General features: G+C 58.9%; 22 protein-coding genes and 1 tRNA gene. 9 read left to right on the top strand and 14 right to left on the bottom strand.

What is annotated here, in order from left to right; genetic code table 11:
- Positions 1-5 precede the first annotated feature (5 nt).
- Positions 6-515 carry a hypothetical protein gene (locus KF767_05065; GenBank protein MBX3017237.1) on the bottom strand — a complete coding sequence of 170 codons (510 nt, stop codon included), beginning with the start codon at positions 513-515 and terminating at the stop codon, positions 6-8.
- Positions 516-712: 197 nt separating this feature from the next.
- On the opposite strand from KF767_05065, the gene KF767_05060 reads away from it, so the two are divergent.
- Positions 713-1312, top strand: coding sequence for a DUF4360 domain-containing protein (locus KF767_05060; GenBank protein ID MBX3017236.1), 600 nt, complete (start codon positions 713-715; stop codon positions 1310-1312).
- A gap of 143 nt (positions 1313-1455) precedes the next feature.
- On the opposite strand, the gene KF767_05055 is transcribed toward KF767_05060, so the two are convergent.
- The 6 genes from KF767_05055 to KF767_05030 form a co-directional block, all read right to left on the bottom strand.
- A complete protein-coding gene (locus KF767_05055) occupies positions 1456-2334 on the bottom strand; it encodes a hypothetical protein (protein MBX3017235.1) in 879 nt (292 codons plus the stop codon).
- Positions 2335-2486: 152 nt separating this feature from the next.
- The gene (locus KF767_05050; GenBank protein ID MBX3017234.1) at positions 2487-2981 is read right to left on the bottom strand and encodes a pyridoxamine 5'-phosphate oxidase family protein; all 495 of its coding nucleotides are present in this window, start codon (positions 2979-2981) and stop codon (positions 2487-2489) included.
- 150 nt (positions 2982-3131) lie between these two features.
- Positions 3132-3719, bottom strand: coding sequence for a DUF3575 domain-containing protein (locus KF767_05045; protein ID MBX3017233.1), 588 nt, complete (start codon positions 3717-3719; stop codon positions 3132-3134).
- Between the two features lie 124 nt (positions 3720-3843).
- Positions 3844-4380 carry a hypothetical protein gene (locus tag KF767_05040; GenBank protein MBX3017232.1) on the bottom strand — a complete coding sequence of 179 codons (537 nt, stop codon included), beginning with the start codon at positions 4378-4380 and terminating at the stop codon, positions 3844-3846.
- An 89-nt stretch (positions 4381-4469) separates the two neighbouring features.
- Positions 4470-5174, bottom strand: coding sequence for a hypothetical protein (locus KF767_05035; GenBank protein ID MBX3017231.1), 705 nt, complete (start codon positions 5172-5174; stop codon positions 4470-4472).
- A gap of 50 nt (positions 5175-5224) precedes the next feature.
- On the bottom strand, positions 5225-6571 hold the full coding sequence (locus KF767_05030) for a dihydroorotase (protein MBX3017230.1): 1347 nt from the start codon (positions 6569-6571) through the stop codon (positions 5225-5227).
- Positions 6572-6657: 86 nt separating this feature from the next.
- Between KF767_05030 and KF767_05025 the strand changes: the two genes are divergently transcribed.
- Together KF767_05025 and KF767_05020 are read left to right on the top strand one after the other, a co-directional pair.
- Entirely contained in the window at positions 6658-7704 is a 1047-nt protein-coding gene (locus tag KF767_05025) for a hypothetical protein (GenBank protein ID MBX3017229.1), read from the top strand.
- On the top strand, positions 7701-8456 hold the full coding sequence (locus KF767_05020; protein MBX3017228.1) for a hypothetical protein: 756 nt from the start codon (positions 7701-7703) through the stop codon (positions 8454-8456). The genes KF767_05025 and KF767_05020 overlap by 4 nt, the downstream gene beginning before the upstream one ends.
- A 7-nt stretch (positions 8457-8463) precedes the next feature.
- Here KF767_05020 and KF767_05015 read toward each other — a convergent pair whose 3' ends face one another.
- Positions 8464-8919: a hypothetical protein gene (locus KF767_05015; GenBank protein ID MBX3017227.1), complete on the bottom strand. Its 456-nt coding sequence runs from the start codon at positions 8917-8919 to the stop codon at positions 8464-8466.
- 34 nt (positions 8920-8953) lie between these two features.
- On the bottom strand, positions 8954-10423 hold the full coding sequence (locus KF767_05010) for a carboxypeptidase regulatory-like domain-containing protein (protein MBX3017226.1): 1470 nt from the start codon (positions 10421-10423) through the stop codon (positions 8954-8956).
- Between the two features lie 200 nt (positions 10424-10623).
- Here KF767_05010 and KF767_05005 point away from each other — a divergent pair.
- The 3 genes from KF767_05005 (at position 10624) to KF767_04995 (ending at position 12191) form a co-directional block, all read left to right on the top strand.
- Positions 10624-10700, top strand: a tRNA-Met gene (locus KF767_05005).
- Between the two features lie 133 nt (positions 10701-10833).
- On the top strand, positions 10834-11670 hold the full coding sequence (locus KF767_05000; protein ID MBX3017225.1) for a hypothetical protein: 837 nt from the start codon (positions 10834-10836) through the stop codon (positions 11668-11670).
- Between the two features lie 119 nt (positions 11671-11789).
- Complete coding sequence (locus KF767_04995) at positions 11790-12191, top strand: hypothetical protein (protein MBX3017224.1); 402 nt, start codon at positions 11790-11792, stop codon at positions 12189-12191.
- A gap of 16 nt (positions 12192-12207) precedes the next feature.
- On the opposite strand, the gene KF767_04990 is transcribed toward KF767_04995, so the two are convergent.
- Positions 12208-12696, bottom strand: a complete 489-nt coding sequence (locus KF767_04990; GenBank protein ID MBX3017223.1) for a DUF4442 domain-containing protein — start codon at positions 12694-12696, stop codon at positions 12208-12210.
- On the bottom strand, positions 12686-13027 hold the full coding sequence (locus tag KF767_04985; GenBank protein MBX3017222.1) for an ankyrin repeat domain-containing protein: 342 nt from the start codon (positions 13025-13027) through the stop codon (positions 12686-12688). Before KF767_04985 ends, KF767_04990 begins: the two co-directional genes overlap by 11 nt.
- Positions 13028-13195: 168 nt before the next feature.
- Here KF767_04985 and KF767_04980 point away from each other — a divergent pair, with 168 nt between their 5' ends.
- A complete protein-coding gene (locus tag KF767_04980; GenBank protein MBX3017221.1) occupies positions 13196-13600 on the top strand; it encodes a hypothetical protein in 405 nt (134 codons plus the stop codon).
- 47 nt (positions 13601-13647) lie between these two features.
- On the opposite strand, the gene KF767_04975 is transcribed toward KF767_04980, so the two are convergent.
- Complete coding sequence (locus tag KF767_04975) at positions 13648-14121, bottom strand: FKBP-type peptidyl-prolyl cis-trans isomerase (GenBank protein MBX3017220.1); 474 nt, start codon at positions 14119-14121, stop codon at positions 13648-13650.
- A 204-nt stretch (positions 14122-14325) separates the two neighbouring features.
- Positions 14326-15879, bottom strand: coding sequence for an SDR family oxidoreductase (locus tag KF767_04970; GenBank protein MBX3017219.1), 1554 nt, complete (start codon positions 15877-15879; stop codon positions 14326-14328).
- A gap of 198 nt (positions 15880-16077) precedes the next feature.
- Here KF767_04970 and KF767_04965 point away from each other — a divergent pair, with 198 nt between their 5' ends.
- Positions 16078-16953, top strand: coding sequence for a hypothetical protein (locus KF767_04965; GenBank protein ID MBX3017218.1), 876 nt, complete (start codon positions 16078-16080; stop codon positions 16951-16953).
- A 131-nt stretch (positions 16954-17084) separates the two neighbouring features.
- Positions 17085-17921 carry a class I SAM-dependent methyltransferase gene (locus KF767_04960; protein ID MBX3017217.1) on the top strand — a complete coding sequence of 279 codons (837 nt, stop codon included), beginning with the start codon at positions 17085-17087 and terminating at the stop codon, positions 17919-17921.
- Here the strand turns inward: KF767_04960 and KF767_04955 are convergent, their stop codons facing one another.
- Complete coding sequence (locus KF767_04955; protein ID MBX3017216.1) at positions 17922-18440, bottom strand: hypothetical protein; 519 nt, start codon at positions 18438-18440, stop codon at positions 17922-17924.
- Between the last annotated feature and the right edge of the window lie 74 nt (positions 18441-18514).

Below are 18514 nucleotides of genomic sequence, written 5' to 3'. Positions count from 1 at the left end.
TTTTTTTAGCGAGAGATCTTCTCGATCGGGTTTTTCTCATTGCCGAAGTAAATCTCGAGAACCTGGGTCTTCGGATCTAAGCCGAACACCAGCGCCTCGTAGCCCTCTCGAACGGGGCGGCAGAGACCCTGCCACGCTTCGAGGTAGTTGGTGACCTCGCCTTGCCTTTCGCGAAGCGGGGCCGTTGCTTGGGCCGCAGTGGCCTCAGCCGGAAGCCAACGGCCACCACTCTCGCAACTTTGCCGTACATAATAGAGATAGTGCTGACAGGGCTCCTCGTTGGGGCAGTTGGGCACAAGTGCGAAAGCCATTTCCGGGGTTTCGGTATAGTGGCCGGTCTGTTCGAACGACGCGGTTTCGTTCGTGTGCAGCTTCTTAAGGAAGAGGAGGGGTTCTGGCGCGTAGGTTGAGCTCAACATGAAATCTTTCGTGAAACGCCAAAGGCCAAATCCTGCTGCTCCCACCATAATGACGATTCCGATGAGAAGCAGATTTTCTCCTGAGATCTTTTTCATGGAGCCTCCTGCCTCAGAGCTTGGCATCCCGCGCCGCCGACGGATACGACTTCGGAAATTAACCGGACCTTTCGAGTGACGGGTCGCCCGGGAGCAAAACGACTCCAAGCGAACTTGGCAAGGACCTTGCTCTAGGGACTCTCGACTCCAATTGTGGAGTCACTCACACCACAAGACGACCTCGGGGGAGGGACGACATGAAAACAATGTTGATGACCGCTATTGCCACTTTGATGATGGCCGCAACCGCCCAAGCACAAAGCCAGCTCAGACTCGGCACACCTTCGTACGGTGGCACCGGCTGTCCCGGCGGTACCGCCAGCGTATCGGTGAGCCCCGATCAATCGGCGGTCTCGATTCTTTTCGACCAGTTCCTGACCGAAGCCGGCCGCGATGCCGGTCGCCGTATCGACCGCAAGTCGTGTAACTTCTCGATTCCCGTGCGCGTGCCCTCGGGTTACAGCGTGGCGGTTTTCCAAGTGGACTATCGCGGTTACAACGCGGTTCCTCGTGGCGGGTACAACCGTTTCGATGCGGAGTATTTTTGGGCGGGCTCGCGCGGTCCCCGGATCTCGCGTCAGTTCAACGGTCCCATCAACGACACTTACACTCTGACCGACAATCTGATCGCGACAACTTTGGTTTGGTCGCCTTGCGGAGCGGATGTGAACCTTCGCGTGAATGCGTCGATGATGTCATCGACGAACTCGCGCCAAGAGCAGACTCTCGGCACGGTCGACTCGGCGGATATCAGCTCGGGTTTGATCTACCGTTTGCAATGGCGCCGTTGCCGCTAATCGTTTGACGATCTCAAAGGAGCGAAGACGAAGACGCCGGGGACCCCGGCGTCTTTTCTAGTTGTTGCAGGCGCAAGCGCGATAGACCGCGGCGCTCGCGCCTTCCGTCGTGGCGTTGGTCCCGCGTCTTCGAGTGGTGCCGTTCACGTGACAACCTCGAGCATTGGTTTGGTCGGATGAAGCGCCGGAGCTGAGCCGTAGCCGTACCAACCGAGTCCACAAAGCCCTCCCGTCGAGTCCGTGCTCGACGCCGCACAAGAGGCCGCGGAGTAAGTTCCCGACGGACCGAAGACGCTTTTGTGAGGCGCATCGATATTGACGACGTTGCCCCCCACGAAGCTCGTGTTCGCATCGTAGACGCCGGCGATATGCTCGGCGACGTTCGCGGATACGTCCCAGATCTCTTGTCCGTTGGACAATCGCAGCCGGGCGCGCGCGCGGTTCGTGCCGGAGGTTCCGGTCTCGTAGTTGGGCGCCCCCGTTCCGTTGTAAGAGCAGACCCCGCTGACGCCCGCGTTCCCGATATAAAGACAACCGCTTCCCACCGTGCCCGAGGACCAATTCGCCGCGACCAATTCCACGTTGCGGGCCATGGTTTGCCAGTGATTGTTCGAAGGCAGGTCGTATCCGGTGCCGAGGGCCTGGCAGCGGCGGCGCGCATCGTAGTGGCTGATACTGTGCCAGGGGCTGACACTCGCCTGCGAGGTTGCGACTCCGCTCACGTTTTTGGCTTCGAACTGCATCATGCAGAAGTTGCTCGTCCCGTAGGTCCCGTTCCCCGGGATCAAAACGTAACCGGTAGGACAGCACAAAGAGAGATTCACGTACGCGGGCTTGTTGTTGATGAAGCTCAGGAACTCGGTCGAAGTTCGTGTCGGTACGAAGAGCGCGCGTGAAGCATGGTTGTTCGTGACTTCGCGGCAGTATCCGAGTTCCGAGATCGTGACGGTCGCGGCGGGATCGACTTTGTAGGAGTTTGCCGCGTGAGTGTGGTTGAAGGCAAAAAGAGCACCGAAAGCCACTAAGGCAATGGAAGCACTCCGCACATTCCCTCCGATGATGTTTGAGGAAGGGAATGTGCACGCGGCGACGAAGTTCGTGAAATGAAAATGCGGGCCGTCAGTTTTTCTCTGCTCGGTCCGCGCGCGGACTATTCATGTGATCGCGAATTCATTTATGTTTGAATGACTTCAAATTCGAAAGATTTGTGGCGACCGGCATCCGATGCCTTCTCACCAGTCACGATGGCCTTCGCGAATTTCCAAGCTTGCACGATACGCGACGACGGCGAATCCCAAAGCTCGGCGCTTTCTATGCGCATATGCAAGAGGGCAAGGTCGGGATCTTTCGGTCCGCGCGGAAAGAAGGCTTGCGCGCCGATGCTCCACAACTCATCAATGCGCTCCTGATCGTGGGTGACTTCGGCAGAGCCGACAAGCGACACGTAAATAGAAGATTCGGGTTTCGTGAGGGTGGCGTTCACGCGACCGTTCGCGCGCACTTCTTCCGCAAGTGTGGAAGTGTCGCTGATCAAGAAGAACAGATCCCCCTGCGCGGTCATTTCCTGTACGGTGAGTGGGCGACTCGAGAGACCACCTTCGAGACTTGAAGTGGTGAACATCGCAAAGCGAATGCCTTGCACCAGCTCGGCAAATTCTGCGGTTTTCATGAGAAGACTCCTTTCGATTGCGGCGCGGGAGTTTCTCCCATTTCACGCACACAATCGATGGAGTTGCATCAGCAGTGCCAAATCCACTTCGGGGATTGGCGGATTTCTTGTCCTAGAAATCCACCATTTCGAGGCAGCGATGCGCGGGAATCAGAAGGTAAACCCGATTTTGAAATCAAGGCCGGTCGACAAATTGGGGCTTGTGGATTCCACCGTCGAGCCTGTTGAATCTTTCACTTCGATTTTGCCCGCGGATGTTCCGCCCAACACCAATCCCAGGTTCAGGTTAAATGAATCCCAAAACCAATGGTAGCCCAAGCCGACGCCGTAGTTCAGGCCTTCACCTTTCGCGGTCGCGGTTTCGCCGGTGAGGTTGCTTTTCGCCGAAGCCTCGATGCTGATCGTGGTCAGAATCCCGTTCAGATAAACTCCGTCGTTGAAGGCGCCGTTGAAGTGATAGCGACCTTCCCCACCCAGTGCGAGACCTTTCAGTTGCACGTCGAAGATCTTGAAGTTGATGTAGGTCAGTTTGGGACCGATGGTCACATGGGGCGTGATCATGAAGTCGAAGCTCCCGTCCACGGTCAGCAGCAGTGCCGCCAGCGGATTGAAACGGAGGTTCATGGTCGGCTCGTGGCGCGGTTTGAAGTGGCGGCCCGCTTGGGCGGGTTCGCGGTCTTGCGCGAAGGCGGGGAGAGCCAGAAGCGAAGTCAAAACGAGAGCGGCCATTGAGCGCATGTGAAGCCTTTCCGTGCGGGAGATGAGGAAAGGCTAATTTCGGGACGTTCACCGTGGCAAATAAAAAAACGCCGCCCGAATCGGGACGGCGTTTCTCGTGCGGCTTTCTGAATGGAATCGCGAATTACAGCTCTTCGATGGAAGAGTCCGAAAGACGCGAGCGAATATCCTGCTGATCGATGTCGGCGGGATCTTCTTGGAACAGCGAGTCCTCGACGGCGGCCGATTTGGTCTTTTCACGCTCGCAAGTGACCGACTTGAACAACACGGCGATCCGGTTATCCGAAGGTTTCGCATCCTTCATGATCTCCTCGAAGCTGGTCAGCTTGACGAAAGCTTTCCCGTCTTTCTGGAAGGTTTGGAAACCGGTCAGTTTTTGAGGGTTATCAATATCCGCTTGGGCCATACGTGCGTCGGTCCAATCGGTGGCGCGCTTGAAGCCGCGCATTTCACAAAGACGGTCGCCCGCTTTCTTCGCGAACTCACTGGGCTTGCCATCGGTTCCGAAGAAATAGACGTGACGAGGACGAAGCTCGAAAGTCTTCTGTTCTAAGTTGGTCATGGGTTTTTCACCGGGCGCCGCTTGGGCTCCGAAAACCTGCAATAAAATTGACAGTGACAGTGTCGACTTGACGAACAGTGCTTTTAAATTCGAGCTCATATCTTCCTCCGCATCTGCTTGGATAACACTGCAAGCGCAGGGCCAAATGCGGATCCCGTAATGAGACGAAGTCTTAGGATATCAGTAAGTTAGCGCGTTCCCGAGGCGTCGTTCGCGGGGGCCGAGAAACGGTCGCCCGAGGCCGCCAGCTGATCGTTGAGCTCTTTGATCGTGTCGCGAATCGCGTTCAGGCGATTGTCGCGGTACGTGGACAGCACATCTTGTCGGCCGTCGATGAAACCCACGCGCCCGGCTTTTTGAATCTCGGCAAGAAGAGCGGCCGGCTCGTGCAGGCCCACTTCGTCGTTGTAGGCGGCCAGTTGGCATTCGCGTTTTTGTGCGGCGTCGTTTTTCTTTTCGCACTGCTGGAGTTTCACGCGGATTTCTTCCAGCTTTTTCTGCTGGGCTTTGACGTAAGCTTCGTATTCGGCGAGGACTTTGCGTCCCTCGGCGGATTCATTCAGCTTCGAGATCTTCGCGCCGGCGCCGACGCGCTTTTCGATCAGGCCCAAGATGCATTTGCTCTGCGCGAACTTCACGCCCTCGACTTTCACCTGCATGCGGTAGTGGTTCAGGCTGTCGCGGTCGGCGGTGACTTCCGAGCGGCTGGCGGTTTGTCCCGTGAAGTACTCTTTGATCTGTCGGGCTTCGACCAGGCGTCCTTGCGCGATGTCGTTCGCGTTCGATTGCAGGTTCAAAGCGGGGACCGAACACTGCGATTGGATGTCGCTTCCCAAATTGGCGAAGGCGGGAAGGGCGAAGACGAACGGTAAAAGTCCTAAGAGTGCTTTCATGACTCTTATTTTACGCCGACTCCGTGGAACGTGAATGAATTAAAAATGATCTAGACGTGAAAAGAGACGGGGCGACCTAGTCCCTGGGCCTGAAGTTTGCCGTCTTTCAGAAGGATTTTCCCGCCCACGAGGCTCATCACGGGCCAGCCGGTGACCTTTTCGCCGTCAAACGGGGTCCACCCGCAGCGGCTCTGAATCCAGTCGTTGGTGATCGTCTCTTGGCGGTTGAGATCCACGATCGTGAAATCGGCGTCGAGACCGACGGCGATGCGACCCTTGGTGCGGCAACCGAAGACGCGGCGGGGGGCTTCGCCGACCAGTTCCACGAAGCGGAACAGGGAAAGGCGGCCCTTGTGGATATGGTTTAGCATGATCGGCACCATCGTCTGCACCATCGGCATGCCGCTGGGGCTTTGCGGATAGGGGCGCGCTTTCTCTTCGAGCGTGTGGGGCGCATGGTCCGAGCCCATCACGTCGATCACGCCGCCGTTCAAGGCTTTCCACAGCGCTTGGCGGTGGCGATCTTCGCGGATCGGCGGGTTCTGCTGCGCCTTCGTGCCTAAACGTTCGTAAGCTTCCGGCGCCGCTAGCGTCAGGTGCTGGGGCAGACATTCGACCGACGCGATGTCTTTTTCGTCTTTCAAGATTTCGAGTTCTTCGGCCGTCGAGACGTGCAGAACATGAACGGGGCGTCCGGTTTTGCGGGCCAGCTTCAAAAGTCGCGTCGTCGAGATGACCGCCGACTCGACATCGCGCCAGACATGGTGGTTGCGCACGTCCGCCGAGTCGATCGCGATGTGGCGGCGTTCGCGCAAACGGGGCTCGTCTTCCGAATGCAGGATCACGCGACGGGTGCCCGAGCGAAAGATCTTTTCGAGCGTCGGATCGTCCTCCACCAGCAGCGTGCCGGTGGAGCTTCCCATGAAAACTTTGATGCCCGAGCAACCGGGCAGCTTTTCGAGTTCGGCCAGCTGGTCGACGTTTTCGGGGCTGCCGCCGATGTAGAAGGCGTAGTTGGTCCACGCACGGTCTTTGGCGCGGTTCATCTTGTCTTCGAAGAGTTCTTTGGTCGTTGTCGCGGGAACGGTGTTCGGCATTTCGAACACCGTCGTGACTCCGCCCATCGCGGCCGCGCGGGTGCCCGACTCGAGATCCTCTTTGTGGGTCATGCCGGGTTCACGGAAGTGGACTTGCGAATCGATCACGCCGGGAAGAACCGTCAGTCCCGTACAGTCGATAAGTTCGTTTCCACTGAGAGGCGTTTTCGAGATCTCGGCGATTTTGCCGTTCTTGATACCGATATGGACGAGCTCCTGGACTAGAGGCGAGGTGCCCTGGGCTTGCGGGTCGGCGGGAAGGACGGAATGGGCATTGGCGAGGACGAGATCGAATGACATGCGAGACGCTTATCAAAGGTCGGGCCTCCAGACAATCGCGGTCCCACTCCTTGACCCTCTGCTCAGCTCTCCGCACAATGGTCGTGATGTCCTTCGAAACCATGATCCCGTTCGTGATCAAGCATAATGCCGTGATCATTCAGGCTTTAGTCGCCTTGATCCTGCTTTTGGTGGCCGTCCTCGCCACGAGGAACTTTCTGCGTTCCGGCGATACCGCTCCGGTCGCGGGCTCCGCGAACTTGGAGCAGCTTGAAGGCACGCTGAAAAAACTGCTCGAACGTGCGGGGCAGGTCCCGGCCGTTCCCGCGAATGCGGAGTCCGCCCAACTGGTTGCCGAGATCGAAACGCTGCGTTCGTCGTTGGCCGAGAAACAAGAACAGATCGAGCAAATGAAGCTGGCGCCCCGCCCGGAAGGCAGCGCCCCCGCGCCGGTGAGCAGCGAGGCGCCCGCGGCGGGCGTGGCGAATTTGTCATCCGAAGACAAACGCGCGCTCGAAGATCAGATTCGCGACCTGCAGGCCAAACTTGCCGAGTATGAAATCATCAGCGAGGACATCGCCGATCTTTCTTTCTACAAGGAAGAGAACGTCAAACTGCAAAAGCAGCTCGAAGGCCTGAAGGGCGGCGCGCCCGTCGCGGCGACGCCCGCGGCGGCCGCAGCGGCCGTGGCAACTCCGGCCGCACCCGCGCCGGTGCCCGCGCCCGCCGAGATCGATCCCGCGCAGGCCATGGTCGATAGCTTGATGGCCACGCCGCCCGAAGAACTTGCGGCGTCGGTGGCGTCCACTCCCGCTCCGGAGCGCAACTCGGCGGCGGATGAAGACCTTCTGAAAGAGTTCGCGGATGCGGTTTCGGCGCAAGGGGGGATCCCCACTCCGGAAGAGCCCTCGGCGGACGCGGAAGCCGAAGCGGCGGCGGCCGGACTTTTCGATGTGGAACGAATGACTCAAGAAGCCGGACAGTTGGAAAAGATCGCCGCGACCGTGGGCGATGCGCCGGCGGGGGATGCGCTTGAAGCGGGGCTCGATGCCGAGCGTTTGGCCGCCGAAGCGGCCTCCATGGAAAGCATCAAACCCGAAGACGCCAAGTTGATGGGCGACTTCGAGGACTTCATGAAAAAGGGTGGCGCATGAAATCCCTGACGGGGCTGGGCGTGATGCTTTTGCTGGGCGTGCCCGCCCTGGCGGCGGTGAAAAATCGCGTGATCGTCGCGGATCCGCCGAAGACGATTCAGTTGGATGTCCGGGAAGTTCTGTCGATGCCTGCGGAAAACCGTTTGGCGGTGGCCGAGGCCCGTCGTGATCTTCTGGCGCCCGAACTCGAAAAACTCGCCTTCGACGGCAAAGTCGATTTCGCCGAGCGCTGGAAAGCGGTCGTGCTGTACGCGCAGTTGCGTGGCCCCGAGTCGCGCGGCTTTTTGGCGCGCACGCAAAAGTCGAACGAGTGGTTCATGCGCAATGCGGGATTGGTCGCTTATCAAAGCGTGCTCCCGCGCGAGGCGCGGACCGTGGCGAAAGAGCGACTGACGGACAAAGCGCTGGTCGTCCGTTCGGCGGCGATTCTGGTGCTGGAAGCCGAAATGGACTCCGAGATCCGCGAGCTTTTCTGGAACGAAATCGATCAGCCGCGGAACTTCCGTAAAACTCAAGGCCTGTGGACGCGGCCGCAGATGCTCGAGATCCTGGCGAAAGAGCCGAAGGATCGCGAAGCGCCGCTGTTCCTCGCTTACCTACGTGAAACCGACGCCCGTATGCACCGTCACGCGGTGAGCGGATTGGAAAAGCTCACCCGCCAGACTCTCGGTAAAACCGAAAGCCCCCTCGCCGAAAAGCGCGATCTGTGGTTGAAGTGGGCGGCGCGTGCGGAAAACTCGCAGCGCCTTTAAGCGGTAATCAGTCGCCGACTTTGCGAAGCGCATCTTGAATGATGAGCTCGCGTTCGATGCGGTAAAGAATCACGTTCTCTTCCAAGCTGTCCGTCAACATCTGCTCGGGATCCGAGAAGAAGTCGCGTTGACGCTCCAGATTTTTCCGTAGGGTCACGCGCACGGATTCGCGGCCCTGCGAGCGGCCTTTCACCATATTGAGCGCGATCTTGTAGCGGATACCCGAGGACGGGATTTTGCCCGAGCCGGGGGGCGAGAATCCCTCCAGCGCGCGCACCCAATCGGTTTCGAGAACGCCGTTATCCATGTTGTTCACCGAGATGGGGTATTTGAGCGCGAGCTGGGCCGCACGCCATACGGATTCATAGCTCGCGAAGTACACGCGAGTGAAAACCGACTTTTCGATGGCGTTGTTGATGCGCTCTTCTTTTTTCATGGTTTCGCAGCCGACGAGTGAAAACACGCCGACCACGAGAGCCAGAGCGCTCAGAAAAAGCTTAGAAGTCTTGAGAGGCGCGAGTCGCGTGCGAGGCCGCGTCGAGCCACTTCGGTCCGAGGTCCACATTCTGTACGGAATTCTCGCTGGGGAGACCCGTCAGAGTCACTTCCCAACGCATTTTACCAGCCGCGCCATTCGGGGTGTTTTCTCCCGGCCACTGGGGAATTTGCGTTGCGGGCATCCAGTTCGGCGAGAAGACCTCCCAGATGTTCTCAAGAACGTCCAATTTCTTTCCCGCGACTTGGATTTGGGTGACTTTCGAGAGCACGGCGAACTGCGCGCCTTCGAAGACGTGCGCGGGTTTGGCGACCGCGGCGATGTCGAACGCGTACGCATTCGTCACCTTGGGTTTTTCCATCAGCGGCAGGAAGTTCGGCGTGACGCCGTTATCGAAGGTCGCGAAGTGCGCGCTCAGACGGTCGGTATTTTGCGTGAGCGACATCTCGTCTTTGCGTTTCAAGATCGAGATGAGCGAGGGCGTACCGCCGGTCGCGATCGTGAGGTTGCGGGCTTTGCCGGCATCGAGGATTTTGACGTCCGTCGGGTAGAACCAGCCTTTCCACTCGGCGAGCGCCGCGGTCAGGACGACCTCGTCATTTTTGAAGGCGGGGGCCATGACCTGGCGCGAACCCGTGTAGTTCAACTCGTTGACGGGCAGGTTGAGAGCCGTATCGCCTTGCAGATCCAGCTTACGAAGCGCGCCGCCTTTGATCGACAGGTAGTTCGTGAGTTCGTAGAACTCTTTGCCGTTCCGCACTTCGTTCACCACGTCGTCGAGCGGGAAGGTCCCGCGCGCGACGTAGATCATGCGCTCACCGGGGCTACGGAAGTTCAGGGCGTAGTTCGGTTTATTGAACTCGATGGGGAAGAAGTAGGACTCGCGCTGTTGCGGCAGCACGATGTTCTTCGGGATGTTGATGGTGCGACCGATGATCGAGATCTCGTCGGTCTCGGGGCTGATGAACGCCGAGATGTCGAAATTGAAGAGCGTCGCTTTCGTGAGCGAAGGGATCACGATTCCGAAGTCCACGATGCCGTCACGGTCGACGGTTTTGTACCCGGTGGTTTGACCGGTGAGCTTCAAGTTCTGCGCGCCGACGAGCGGACGCAGCGTATAGGTCTGCGCGCCCGGAAGCTGCGCGAAGTAAGTGGCGCGGACGTAGCCGGGAGCGTTCACGGTCACGGCCTGGGGCGTGGTCCAGCCGGCCGGCGCGGTGAAGCTGCCGTTGGCGTCGGTGGCGATGAAATTTTCCGCGAAGGGTTGATCGACTCCGGTTCCGATCAAAATTTGGGCATCGGCGACCGGTTTCCCGAAGACGTCGACGACTTTGAGGCTGGTGTTTGCGGTTTGCAGCCCGAAGACCTCCGCGACCTGATCCCAAGTGCTTTGGCGTTTCGGAACGCTGGTTTTTGAACAAGAAACAAGCAAACCGCCCGCGAGCGCGAGCGAAACCAATTTGAGAGTCATCTTTTCCCTCCGATATGAATCCGTGGACCTCAAGCCTTGAGGTCCGATTTGGAGCAAAAACTTAGGAGGTGCATGGGGGACAAGCAATAGAGAAATCCAGCCGCAGCGGCCCAAAGCGTTCCCACATTGTAAGACGCGCCCCTTCAAGATTGACAGAAGACTCAGGAATTCCTAAAACCACTCGCAGCGTTAAAAGCCGTGGTGGGGTAGCTCAGCTGGTTAGAGCAACGGAATCATAATCCGTAGGTCGGCGGTTCAAGTCCGCCTCTCACTACCAAATTTTTCGCTCTGGTCTTTGGAGCAGATCCAAAGAAAGTTTCGCCGGAAATGAGCCTCTGAGCGAAATAGAAACCCGCGGTGACGCGGGTTTTTTTATTTTGCCGACTTCGAGTCGGGCGCGAATGACCGCGATGATCACGAAAAATACCGACAACGCGGGCGCGACGGCGTCGCTGGCGCGGGAATCCGAACAGACCTCCGAAAAGGGCCGCGTCGTGGTCGACCGCATGGTCGAGGCGATGACCCGGATCGATCAAGGCAACGCGACGATCATGGAGCAGGTCAACGCCAGCAACAAAGAGATTGCCGGCATCGTGAAGGTCGTCGAGCAGATCGCGAAGAAAACCCAAATCATCAACGAGATCGTCAACAAGACCGAGCTTCTGTCGTTCAATGCCTCGGTCGAGGCGGCGCGCGCCGGTGAGCACGGCAAAGGTTTCGCGGTGGTCGCCGAGGAAGTCGGCAACTTGGCGCGCCTGAGTGGCGCCGCGGCCGAAGAGATTTCCACCCTGATCGACGGCAGCCGCATCGCGCGTGAGTGCGGTGACGCTTTGAACGACATCGTGGGGAACGTGAGTCAGGTCACGACCATGGCGAACGACATCGCTTCGGCCAGCCACGAGCAGGCGCGCGGTATCGCCGAAATCAACAAAGCCATGAACCAGCTCGATCAGATGACTCAGCAAAACGCGGCGACCTCGGAAGAGTGCGCTTCGTCGGCGGAAGAGCTGTCCGCGCAAGCTTCGGCTTTGACTTCGACGGTGGCCCGTTTGGAAGTCAGGATCCACGGCGGTCAGATGCCGGCGCCGGCGGGGACGCCGGTCACCGCGCCGGTGGGGGCGGGACCTGCCGGGAAAGTTCTGAAATTCACGGCCAAAGAGCGCGCCGCGCGTGCGCCGGTTTCGGGAGTGCGCAAGGTTTCGGGCGGCTCGCCGAATTACGATAGCGACGGCTTCACGGATATCTAACTTCCGTTCCGGGGCGGTGCCGATTCACGGCACCGCGGGACGGGTTCGTCGGTGGGGCGGGTTAGCCCGCTTCGCCAATGCGTGCGCGCCTGGCCCGGCGGTTGCAATTTCCGTAGGGTATGAAAAACACCATCCTGACTTTCATCGCCACATTCACAATTTCTCCGCTGTTCGCTTCGGCCCAGAACACCTGTTTCGTGGGAAGTCGCGAGGATCAAACCGCTTGCCGTGAGCGTCTCGAAGCCGAGATGCGCCGGGACGCCCAGGAAGAGGGCGTCGCTTGGAAGCACGCGATTTCGCCTTCGGGCCGTGAGATCGTTTGCCAAGTCTACGCTCTGGAAAATACGGGCGACGGCGGCATTCCCTTCATCGCGGGCCGTAACTTCATCGTCACCCACTCGGGCTACGTTTCGCGCTACGACTCGCGCCACTGGTTGGATCGCAAAGAGATGAGCGAAGACGAAGCGATCGCGGTCATGGACGCGCATCCCGTCTGTAACGGCCTGGAAGAAGCGCCCTAAAGCGCGGGTCTTGCCTTTAGGCCTTCGGGCTTTTACGCCGCACGTAGAGCGTTTTGGAAAGCTCCGCGACGATCTGTCGTTGGTCGTCGTGAACCGTGAGCGGTAAATCGAAAATATACTTCTCGCCCGTGGCGGTTCGCTCTTTGATCGTATCCAAAAGCTTTTGGTCGATGCGGAATTCCGCCGTCAGGTGGGTTTTGCCGGGTTTGATGAAGTCGATCCGCGCGGCCTTGTCCCAGACGACGTAGTCGGGGCCCAAATTATTGATCAGCAAGTACATATAGTGCGGGTCGGTCATCGAGTAGATCGAGCCGCCGAACTGCGTGCCGACGTAGTTGCGGTTGTAAAAGCGCAGCTTCAGGCGCACCCGGAGGTAACGTCGGTCTTTCGAGATCTCGTCCACCTGGATGCCCGCGCCGAGGTAAGGCGGGTAAAGGTTGAAGAACAACCGCATCACGAACGTGGGCGAACGCTCGGCGATCGCCCGCAGGAGTTTAACCAGCACGGGGTCCTTTCAAGCGCCAAAGCCAGGAGCGCCAGGTGAGGGCGCCGCGGTCCCGCAGGGCGCTCAGCACGGCGGTATCTTCGCGACGCAGCGACGCTTGTTCCGGGGTGAGCTGATCGAAGTCCGAACGCAGGCGGGGGTCCGCGCCGTTTTCCAAAAGATAGAGCGCGATTTCGGAATGACCGTTCAGGATCGCGGTCACGAGCGCGGTGACTTCGAATTCGGGATGTTGGTAGTTGGGGTTCATCCCATGGTCGATGTGGTAACGCACGACGGGAAAGTTTCCCGCGATGCACGCTCCGTAAAAGTCTTTCCAGTCGCCGCCGGTCATATTTTTCGATCTTAAATCGAGACGTTCCCGAATGAGAAACGCTTTTCACGCGGGAATCACGAACCCGCCGCTTTTGGGCGCCGCAGGACGAGTTGCACAGCCTCGCGCAGCGGAAGTGATTGAATTCTCGAATCACGGACGGGCGTCACGGTTGCACTAGGGAAGGGCATGAAAAACGTCGTGTCGAAAATCATTCTCGCCCTTTTCACAATCCTGCCTTCGCTCGGTTTCGCGAGCGGCATCTGCACGGACGCGAGCTTCAATGATCGCGCGGCCTGTGAAGAGCGCGTCGAAGCCGAGTTCCGCGCCGAAGAACACGATGACGGCATTGCCTACAAGACGGCGGTTTCGCCGAACGGAGTGGAAGTCGTCTGCGAAGTCGCCGCCCTTCAAGAAGAGCCCGGATCGGAACTTCTTCACGCGGCGGGCCTGAACTACGTCGTCACCCATTCGGGTTTGGTTTCCCGCCAAGATCAGGGACGTTGGTTGGCCTCGGTCGAACTGTCCCGTGACGAAGCGCTCGCGGTGATGGAGCAGCACCCGGTCTGTAACGGGTTGGTCGAAGCGCCTTAAGCGCTTCGCAGAAACCAGCGCCTTAAGCGCTTCCAGAGACCCGCGCCTTAGTGCAGTCCCGTTTTTTCCGGAGTGTTGCGACTTTCCTCGATTTCTTCGGCGGTCGCATCGCGAACTTCGAAGGCCTCGATTTCGAAAGCCAAATCCTGTCCCGCCAAAGGATGATTCCCATCGAGTTCGATGGCGTCTCCTAAAATCCGGGCGACCCGGTAGTTCCCGGCCACTCCATCGCGATCCACCACCGAGACCGTGTCTCCGATGTGCAGGGGCGCGCGTGCGTCGTCGTGCCGGGGGATCGTGATCAGCTTTTCCGGATCGTAGTAGCCATAAGCATCTTGCGCGGGAACGATGATTTCGCGCAGTTCGCCCTCTTTGAGATCGACCAGTTTACGGGCCAGGCCCGGCAGCGGTCCCTCTTGCCCGGGAACATCGGTCAGGACGTCGCGGCTAACGGACGAGCTAATCAACTGGCCGGTCCGACTGCGAAGGGTACAGCGAAAAGAAATGATCTGAGCAGCCACGGGAATCTCCTTCGGTTAAAAGCAGACATCGCGAGTTCAGAAGCAAAACAGAAGAAACGAGAATCGGAAAAAGGCGCGGACGAAGGTCGCGTCGACTTCTTTAGGATAACATCGCTTGCGGCCGAGGACCTACGAAATTTTCGATTTTGGGGCGGAGTGGGAACGCTTCGGCGGGAAAGCGTCAAAAAGGACGTCAAAAAATCCTCACCACTCCGTCGGTCGATAGTCTTTCAGAAACTGGCCGCACCAGTGTTTTCCCGTATTGAGCCCATCGAAGATGGGGTCCAGGATGCGGGCCGCGCCATCGACGATGTCGAGCGGCGGTTGGAAGTCGTGCTCGCGCTGCTTACGCAAAGAAATCTCGGCGGGATCCTCGTCCGTCACCCAGCCGGTGTCGACCGCGTTCATGTAAATCCCGTCTTTCACCAGATCCTTCGCCGAAGTGTGGGTCAGCATGTTCAGCGCGGCCTTGGCCATATTGGTGTGCGGGTGGCGGTCGGTTTTCGTGTAGCGCGTGAACTTTCCCTCCATCGCGCTGACGTTCACGATGTGGCGATCGCCCGTGGATTCACGTCTCATCAACGGGGCCAGGCGCGAACACAGAACGAAGGGCGCGACCGCGTTCACCAGGTGAACTTCCAGCATTTCGGGCGTGGCGACATCCGACAAACCCAAACGCCACGAGTTCACGCCGCGCAGATCGACCTGCTGCAAGTCCGCGTCGAGTTCTCCTTGCGGGAAAACCTCGTCCGCCACCAAGGCATGGTCGTGGGAGTAGGGGATTTGCGACAAACGCGCCGAAGAGTGAAGCCCCGCCGCCGCGGCCTGTGATTGCCAGGTCGTCGGCATCGCCGCCACTTCCGAATCGGAAGCCTTCTCCGAGGTCGAGGTCACGCCACTCAATTGCGCCACGCACCCTTCGTGTTCGCGCAAGAGGCCGCGCACCTCGGGACGAAGGGAAGAAAAGGCGGCCGTTTCCGTCGCCAGCAGATGTTTGTAGAATCCGGGGGGGCGCCGCACCGTTTGGGCCGCGTTGTTCACCAGAAAATCCAAACGCGATTCGGAGTGCAGGATCGAGTTCGCGAAGATTTCGACCGACGGCGTATGCCGCAGATCCAGGCCCCGCACGCTCAAACGATCCGCGAACGCGGCGAAGTCTTTCTCGCGCGCGAAACGTTCCGCGGCGTCCACGGGAAAACGCGTCGTCGCGATGACCCGCGCGCCCGCGCGCAAGAGCATGAGCGCCGCCTGGTAGCCGATCTTCACGCGCGCACCCGTGATCAAAGCCACGCGGCCGCGTAGATCCGCCGATTGAAAACGTTTGCGGTAATTCAAGTCGGCGCACTCGGCGCACATTGAATCATAGAAGTGATGGATCTTCACGAACGGCGCTTTGCAGACGTAACACTTCTGCGCCTGACTCAGCTCGGGCCCGGTGTCGTCCGCGTCGTTGACCGTCGTCGCGGTCAAAAGGCGTTCCGGCGCGGTGAAGACCGTTTCGCGGCGGGCTTCGCGGATGCCGGTGCTGCGGCGGACCTCACGGTCCGAGGCCTGGGATTTTTCGCGCCGGGCTTTGTCGATCCCTTTGTTGCGTAGACGAAGCTCATTGCGATCCGGCCGGGAAAAGCGTCCCGCTTCACGCATCAGGGCCTCGCGCAAAGCCGTGGGCAATTCGCTCATGGCCGAGGGGCTTGCGTTCAGCTTTTCCAGGACCGCGAGGGCCTGCGCTAACTCTGGGGCGGAAGGGGATTCAGACATCGGCACAGGCATCTCGCGGAAGCGCTCCTCCTGTCAAATACGAGATCTTAAGGAGGGGTTAAAAGCTGCCGTGGGCCGTTCCCTGACCAACCCGTTGACAGATCAAAACTACAAAAACGCATCCCCAGGGCACATTCATTCCGGCACGGACCTTCCAATAGCCCTTCCCGGTCCCAAACTTTGAAAGGAAATATCCTCATGGCAACTTTGAATTGGCGTCACATTGTTGGTGGAATCACCCTGGCTTCGACTCTTCTCGCGGCGCTGCCGCCGGCTTTCGCGCAAGAGAAAACGGGCTGGATCTCGGTCAATGGCTACTCTTCGACCCGTTACCGTCAAGATCTGAACGCGGGCCGCAATCAAAACGAAAATACCGGTTTCTGGGGCTTCTATTACGCGTTCGTGTACAACCTGCGCGACATTCCGAACAAGGTTTGTTTCGCCGGGAATCCCGATCTGGCGATCGACGCGTTGGATGATATTTTGAACGAAAGCGCGCGCGTCGACGCCGAAGAAAAACACGATGTTCAAATGATGGAATATATCGCTTCGACGGATACGGTCCGCTTCGAGCTGCGTAACCGTCGCCCGGTCAACAAAGCCGACGAAGAGGGCTTCGTGAAGCTCGAGATCGGCCGCTGCGGTAAACGGGCGCTGAAGCAAGATCAGGGTTTGAACGTCCTGACGGGCACACGCACCACTTCGACGCTCGCGTACATTTTCCAACGGACGTTTTGGGATGACCGTACACTGGCGACCCTGTCGCGTAAGCTCGAGGTGATTTCTTTGCTCGGTGCTCGCGAAATCGCGCTCTCGAACGACCGTTGTATCGTGGCTCAACAGAACATGAATTACTCGGTCACGAAACTGGAAGCCGGTGAACGTTTGCAGGTGATGGTCGCGGCGGACACCGAGCGCCTTGAAGCCGGCGAGGTCGTTCTGATTCTGAAGCGTCACGGCGACAGCATCATCCATAACAGCGTGGGTCTGCGTATCGAGTGCGCGATGCCTTCGACCGCGACTTTGGGTGATCTCGAGCAAGCGCTCGATAACGTGCTCAAGTTCGAACGCTAATTGAAACGGTCCGTGATTTAGATTGTGAATTGGATGACGCGCGACGACCCTTCGGTCGTCGCGTTTTCATTTTTTGCCATCACGTGGATTCCTCGTTAACGTTTCAGACTCGAAACGAAAAGGAGTTCACGATGATGAAGTACTGGATCTTGTCCCTGGCGTTCTTGGTCGGTTGCGCGGGCGCGCCGAAAACGGAAACCCCCGCCCCGGTCGAAACCTATGCTCTGCCGACCACGCTGGACGAAGCGCTCGCGAGCCCCTTCCGTACGCCCGTGAATAAAGAGCGCGACTCTTTCCGCCATCCGAAAGAAACCCTCGATTTCTTCGGCCTGCAGCCGAACATGACGGTGATCGAGATTTCGCCGAGTGGCGGATGGTACACCGAGATCCTGGCGCCGTATCTGGCGACGCAGGGGCGCTACATCGCCGCGGCGACGCCGGTCAGCGTTTATCCGGGCGGCCGCAAATTTCAAGAGACCGTGGGCGCGCGTCCCGAACTCAAAGACAAGATCACCGTGACGGACTTCGCGCCGCCGACGCAAGTCGCGATCGCGGAGGCCGGTTCGGCCGACATGGTGCTGACCTTCCGTAACGTCCACAACTGGATGACCGCGGACGGGGCGCAGGCCGCGTTTGACTCCTTCTTCAAGGCCTTGAAGCCGGGCGGAATCTTGGGCGTCGTCGAACATCGTGAAAACGCGAAAAAGAAAGAAGACCCCAAGGCGAAGAACGGCTACGTCACCGAAAAACAAGTGATCCGCTTGGCGCAGAAGGCGGGTTTCAAATTGGTGAACAAGTCCGAGATCAACGCCAATCCGAAAGACACGAAGGACCACCCCCAAGGCGTTTGGAATTTGCCGCCGTCGTATCGTGACGGCGACAAGGACCGCGCGAAGTACGCGGCGATCGGTGAAAGCGACCGCATGACCTTGAAGTTCGTGAAGCCCGCCGCCGCGAAAAAGAAGTAATTATTGAACCCCACCGAGCGTGTTCGAGCTTTCGAACACGCTCGGATCGACGTCGATGTATTCGCCTTCGGTCGAAGCGACTTGGGTCACGGGTTCGACCGGGGCCCGTTTACAGACGTAACCCGCGCTCGTCAGTCCCAAAAGACGTCCCGGGCAATCCACGGGCGAAATGACGTAGTCGGGAAGGGCGGGATCGGTTGACGGCGCGTAGGTCTCTCCGCGTGCGGCGAGCGGAACGTGCACTCCGGTCATGCAGGCGGGTTTTGACTTCGCGATTTCCCCCAACGCCGTGTCGAGCGCTTCCGCGCCGCCGTCATTTTGCAAACGGTCTTTCCAGTAATTTTCAATACCCAGAGTGACCGCGCAGCCGGGAAGTTTGCGCGCGTACGCGGCGTGCACGGATGCGATCGCCGACTTTTCGTTCGCCGTGCGCTGAACCGCGGTCGTGCCTTCCGGCTTACAAGCCGTGAGTCCCAACCCCAGCATCGCGAGCATCAGAATCTTCAGTGTCCGCGCCATGTTTCCCCCTGAATACAGGATGCCCCGGGGGCCGGAATTTCTGGACTGACATCGGACGCAGGATCGCCCAAAAG

This window comes from Pseudobdellovibrionaceae bacterium (assembly GCA_019637875.1).
In the GTDB taxonomy this organism is placed as follows: Bacteria; Bdellovibrionota; Bdellovibrionia; order Bdellovibrionales; family Bdellovibrionaceae; genus JAHBUW01.
This window is presented reverse-complemented; position numbering and strand designations above follow the sequence as displayed.

What these genes read in the sequence shown, in the direction of transcription:
- KF767_05065 (MBX3017237.1), bottom strand. Translation starts at nt 515, where the DNA reads ATGAAAAAGATCTCAGGAGAAAATCTGCTTCTCATCGGAATCGTCATT.
- KF767_05060 (MBX3017236.1), top strand. Translation starts at nt 713, where the DNA reads ATGAAAACAATGTTGATGACCGCTATTGCCACTTTGATGATGGCCGCA.
- KF767_05050 (MBX3017234.1), bottom strand. Translation starts at nt 2,981, where the DNA reads ATGAAAACCGCAGAATTTGCCGAGCTGGTGCAAGGCATTCGCTTTGCG.
- KF767_05045 (MBX3017233.1), bottom strand. Translation starts at nt 3,719, where the DNA reads ATGCGCTCAATGGCCGCTCTCGTTTTGACTTCGCTTCTGGCTCTCCCC.
- KF767_05040 (MBX3017232.1), bottom strand. Translation starts at nt 4,380, where the DNA reads ATGAGCTCGAATTTAAAAGCACTGTTCGTCAAGTCGACACTGTCACTG.
- KF767_05035 (MBX3017231.1), bottom strand. Translation starts at nt 5,174, where the DNA reads ATGAAAGCACTCTTAGGACTTTTACCGTTCGTCTTCGCCCTTCCCGCC.
- KF767_05030 (MBX3017230.1), bottom strand. Translation starts at nt 6,571, where the DNA reads ATGTCATTCGATCTCGTCCTCGCCAATGCCCATTCCGTCCTTCCCGCC.
- KF767_05025 (MBX3017229.1), top strand. Translation starts at nt 6,658, where the DNA reads ATGTCCTTCGAAACCATGATCCCGTTCGTGATCAAGCATAATGCCGTG.
- KF767_05020 (MBX3017228.1), top strand. Translation starts at nt 7,701, where the DNA reads ATGAAATCCCTGACGGGGCTGGGCGTGATGCTTTTGCTGGGCGTGCCC.
- KF767_05010 (MBX3017226.1), bottom strand. Translation starts at nt 10,423, where the DNA reads ATGACTCTCAAATTGGTTTCGCTCGCGCTCGCGGGCGGTTTGCTTGTT.
- KF767_05000 (MBX3017225.1), top strand. Translation starts at nt 10,834, where the DNA reads ATGATCACGAAAAATACCGACAACGCGGGCGCGACGGCGTCGCTGGCG.
- KF767_04995 (MBX3017224.1), top strand. Translation starts at nt 11,790, where the DNA reads ATGAAAAACACCATCCTGACTTTCATCGCCACATTCACAATTTCTCCG.
- KF767_04985 (MBX3017222.1), bottom strand. Translation starts at nt 13,027, where the DNA reads ATGACCGGCGGCGACTGGAAAGACTTTTACGGAGCGTGCATCGCGGGA.
- KF767_04980 (MBX3017221.1), top strand. Translation starts at nt 13,196, where the DNA reads ATGAAAAACGTCGTGTCGAAAATCATTCTCGCCCTTTTCACAATCCTG.
- KF767_04970 (MBX3017219.1), bottom strand. Translation starts at nt 15,879, where the DNA reads ATGTCTGAATCCCCTTCCGCCCCAGAGTTAGCGCAGGCCCTCGCGGTC.
- KF767_04965 (MBX3017218.1), top strand. Translation starts at nt 16,078, where the DNA reads ATGGCAACTTTGAATTGGCGTCACATTGTTGGTGGAATCACCCTGGCT.
- KF767_04960 (MBX3017217.1), top strand. Translation starts at nt 17,085, where the DNA reads ATGATGAAGTACTGGATCTTGTCCCTGGCGTTCTTGGTCGGTTGCGCG.
- KF767_04955 (MBX3017216.1), bottom strand. Translation starts at nt 18,440, where the DNA reads ATGGCGCGGACACTGAAGATTCTGATGCTCGCGATGCTGGGGTTGGGA.